Here is a 239-nt window from a genome sequence, read left to right as displayed (position 1 = left end):
ATTTTATAAACGAGGGAATGCTGTTTCTCTTGCAAGTGGGATGAATTTCTTTGGACTCTTACGGCAAGAGTGGGTTAGAGATGGAAAATGCCCATTATTTATGAGAAAAACCTCTCTTGATGAAAAATTTATTGATCAGCGCATTGCCGAAAGGTTACGACTTATCCATAATAAAGAGTGGACAGCTGCGGATAAAATTCGTGATAAGCTTGCAGCCGAGGGGATTGTCTTAAAAGATA

The 239-nt window shown here is 38.9% G+C and carries 1 pseudogene; it reads left to right on the top strand.

The features are described from left to right. Window positions 1–239: pseudogene (locus tag ACFINO_RS11350) on the top strand (cysteine--tRNA ligase); the annotation flags it as partial.

The sequence above is a fragment of the Bartonella sp. AA83SXKL genome (assembly GCF_042196965.1).
Taxonomy (GTDB): Bacteria; Pseudomonadota; Alphaproteobacteria; order Rhizobiales; family Rhizobiaceae; genus Bartonella.
Note: the sequence above shows the minus strand (reverse complement) of the source record. Positions and strands in the feature narration are given on the sequence as shown.